The organism is uncultured Brevundimonas sp. (assembly GCF_937870815.1).
In the GTDB taxonomy this organism is placed as follows: Bacteria; Pseudomonadota; Alphaproteobacteria; order Caulobacterales; family Caulobacteraceae; genus Brevundimonas.
Window position 1 is genome coordinate 1 of record NZ_CALMZS010000074.1, and the last position, 3,505, is coordinate 3,505.

Consider the following 3,505-nt stretch of genomic DNA (forward strand, 5'->3'; position numbering starts at 1 on the left):
CAAAGAAGGCGGCGGACTCGCCGGCCTCGCTGCGGTAATCTTCCGCGCGGTGCTGAAGACCGATCGTCAGGTCGGCGCCGGCGAACAACTCGGGGAACGGCCGTGAAAGCGTCAGGTCGGTGACGTTCTGCCGGTATCTGACCGAACCCGAGTCGAACGTGGTGGGGCTGGCGGCGCCCAGCGAGACGTTGGCGGTGTCGAAGACGCGGAAGTCGGCTTCGTCGACGCCGAAGGTGTGGCTCACGTCGAACAGCCACCCGTCGAACTCGCGCCGCCAGCCCAGGCTGAACCCGCCGTCCGTGACGGTGGGATTGATCATGGGCAGAAAGCCGTCGGGGTAGAGCGCCGGCAGGAAGGTCGGAACCCGGAATCCGGCGGGGTTGACCGACTCCTTCCGGCTGTAGGTCGCAAAGCCATAGAGTTCGCCGCCGCCCAGGGCGAGGTCTCCGTCGATGACGAGGTTCAGCGACTCGATTTCCGGGTCGCCGAACTGATAGGTCACGCGCCCGAAGCGCTGGTCCATATTGGCGCGATTGGTGGACTCCTGCCGCCGATACTCGCCGCTGACGGTGAGACGGCCGAGGCCGCCCAGCCGCACGCCCCGATAGCCGCTGATAGAGCCGTTCTCGCCATCGCCTTCCGCGGTCGCGCCCGCCTGGACCGCCAGCAATCCGCCCTCGTCATCGTCGCGCAGGATGACGTTGATGACCCCCGCGATGGCGTCCGATCCGTACTGGGCGGCCGCTCCGTCGCGCAGGACCTCGATGCGTTCGATCGCCGCGGCCGGGATCAGATCGAAATCCACCCCGGCCGCGCCCCGGCCCACGGTGTTGTTGATGTTCAGGATCGACGTCGTATGCCGGCGCTTGCCGTTGACGAGCACCAGCACCTGGTCGGGGGACAGGCCCCGCAAGGTCAGCGGACGGCTGTTCGCCGCCGTCGCCGTGGTCGAGGCACGCGGATAGTTCAGCGAGGGTTCCAGATACTGGATCGAGCGCGCGACGTCGCCGAAGCCGAGATCGCTGATGTCCTCGGCCCGAATGACGGAGATGGGCGCGCTGGATTGCAGGGCGGTTCGACCGGCGGATCGTGTTCCGGTCACGATGACCTCATCGAGATACGCGGCGCCGGACTCGGGGCTTGCCGCGTCCTGAGCGCGGACCGGCGAACCGGCGAACAACCCCGCGGCGAAACACAAGGCGCCCAGCGCCGCCGAATGATTGAGCGTTTTCATGGCCATCCCCTGCCGTTGATCTGGGCGGGGTCCTAGACGGCGGCGACGCCTGTCCGGTAGCGCGAAGATGGCGACACCGGTTGCGTCCCGCGCAACGCCGGAGCGGATCGGGCCGCCTCAATCCGGCGGCGTCACAAACTGGTGTCGCGCCCGGTGTAGCAAAGTGGATTGAGGTGCTTCGTTGCTGCGCAAACTCCCCCCTCTGGAAGCGACCGAGGCCTTTTTGATAGCGGCCCGGTCGGTCAGTTTTCGCGACGCCGCCCGACAACTCGCGCTCAGCCCTTCGGCGCTGTCACGACGTATCCAGTTGCTCGAGGATTTTCTTGGAGTGGGGCTTTTCGACCGATCGGCGCGCGGTGTCCGCCTGACGGTCGCGGGTTCGGATTTTCTGATCGCGATCGAGCCGGCGCTGGAAACGTTGCGGTGGGCCAGTGAAAACGTCAGACGTTGGGGCGGGCCTTTGCGGGTCGCGGCGTCGCAGTCGATCACCGTCGGCTGGCTGATGCCGCGCCTGTCGGCATTGCAGACCCGCCACGGCGTGACGGTCGAAATCGTCCACGGCGACCCGGTGCGAATGGTTCGGGCGGCCAGGGCCGACATCGGCATCGTCGGCGGCGACGTTCCGCCGGAAGGTCTGACCTCGACCGTCTTGCTGGATCTGGAGGCGGTCGTCGTATCGTCCCGACGGTTGATGGACGGCAGGGCGCCGCCTCGCTGTCCGACCGAACTCGGCGGCTATCCTGCCCTGGAGATCAAGACCTCACCGGCGGTCTGGAGCAATTGGCTGGCCCAGGCGCGGTGTTCCGGGGTGCGATTGAACCCGGTCGCGTCATTCGACACGCTGCAGGTCATGTATGAGGCGGCGGCCGGCGGGTTCGGCCTGGCGCCGGCGATTCCACTGGCGTCGGAGCGATTGCTTGACGGTCAACGGCTGACGCCGTGTTTTCCCGGACGTCACCGTATCGGCTATCAGTATCGCTCGATCGCCCTGCCCGCCCGACGCGCTTCGCATGACCATTTCGAAACCTTCGCGGGCTGGCTCAAACATGAGGTCGCCGCATCGCAGTCCCGTTTCACACAGTTGACGGACCTAACCGAGTCTCGCTGATGGTTCCAGTTTCGAGTCGCGGCCTGGTGATCGTGGATTGGCGGATCGTACAGGGAGACCGGAGCGGTAAGGCCAGAGCAAGCTCCGACGCTCGGTTCCAGTTAGGTCCCTGATCAGAACCTGACCCGAAAGTCGCTGGCGCTCGATATGGTTGTGTGATTCAGATGGTTTGGCTGGGCGGGCGGAGTGAGCCGCCATGTGGACCGAAAAAGACCGATCGACCTATCGTCAGGCGGGGGTGGGCGTCCCCAGCGACCTGACCGACGCGGAATGGGCCAGGCTTGGGCCGCTGATCCCGGCCGCGAAGCCGGGCGGTCGGCCGCGCAAGACCGACCTGCGCGCGGCGATGAACGCGATCTTCTATTTATTGCGGACGGCGACGCCCTGGCGCTACCTGCCGCGCGGATCGTTTCCGCCGCGCTCGACAGTCTACAACATCTTCCGCGGTTTCCAGCGCGACGGGGTCTGGGAGGCGATCTGGGCCGAGCTGTACATGGCGCTACGCGAGCACATGGGCCGGGAAGCCTCGCCCAGCGCCGGCGTGATCGACAGCCAGTCGCTGAAGTCGGCGGAAAAGGGGGGTGCGAAAAAAATCAGGGCGACGCAGTGGGTTACGACGCCGGCAAGAAGGTGAAGGGCCGCAAGCTGCACGCCCTGGTCGACACAGAAGGCCTGCCCCTGCGGGTGGTCGTCCACTCCGCCGGCATCCAGAGCCTGCCCCCGCGAAGGCGGGGGACCGCGACGGCGCGGCCCTGGTCCTCGACCGCATCCGCCAGGGGTTCAACCGGCTGGAGTTGGTCTGGGCCGACGGCGGCTGCAACGCCCATCAGGTGGACGGCGCCATCGCCAGAAACCCCGGCCTGCGCATCGAGATCGTCAAGCGCAGCCACGACATGAAGGGCTTCGTCGTCCTGCCCAGACGCTGGGTGGTCGAGCGCACCTTCTCCTGGTTCGGCCGCAACCGACGCCTCAACAGGGACTACGAAAACCTCGCCGACACCCTCGCCGCCTTCGTCCCCCTCGCCTGCATCCAGATCGCCGTCAGGCGACTCGCGCGACGGTAGGCTTTTGAGTCAGGTTCTTAGTCGGGCGTGGCATGTCCTCGGAAATTAGAGCGGCACGAGTGCCCTCCAGTTCCTCAATGTCAACGATGTGCATCATGT

2 protein-coding genes and 1 pseudogene are annotated in these 3,505 nt (G+C 66.4%); 2 read left to right on the forward strand and 1 reads right to left on the reverse strand.

What is annotated here, in order from left to right; translation table 11 throughout:
* Nucleotides 1-1,234 (reverse strand): TonB-dependent receptor plug domain-containing protein (locus Q0588_RS04630; protein WP_298744169.1); only part of this gene is annotated, 1,234 nt, incomplete at its 3' end.
* Between the two features lie 181 nt (nucleotides 1,235-1,415).
* Between Q0588_RS04630 and Q0588_RS04635 the strand changes: the two genes are divergently transcribed.
* Both Q0588_RS04635 and Q0588_RS04640 read left to right on the forward strand, forming a co-directional pair.
* Nucleotides 1,416-2,342: a LysR substrate-binding domain-containing protein gene (locus tag Q0588_RS04635; protein ID WP_298744170.1), complete on the forward strand. Its 927-nt coding sequence runs from the start codon at nucleotides 1,416-1,418 to the stop codon at nucleotides 2,340-2,342.
* Nucleotides 2,343-2,538: 196 nt separating this feature from the next.
* Nucleotides 2,539-3,406 (forward strand): annotated as a pseudogene (locus Q0588_RS04640) (IS5 family transposase).
* The last annotated feature ends 99 nt before the right edge of the window (nucleotides 3,407-3,505 follow it).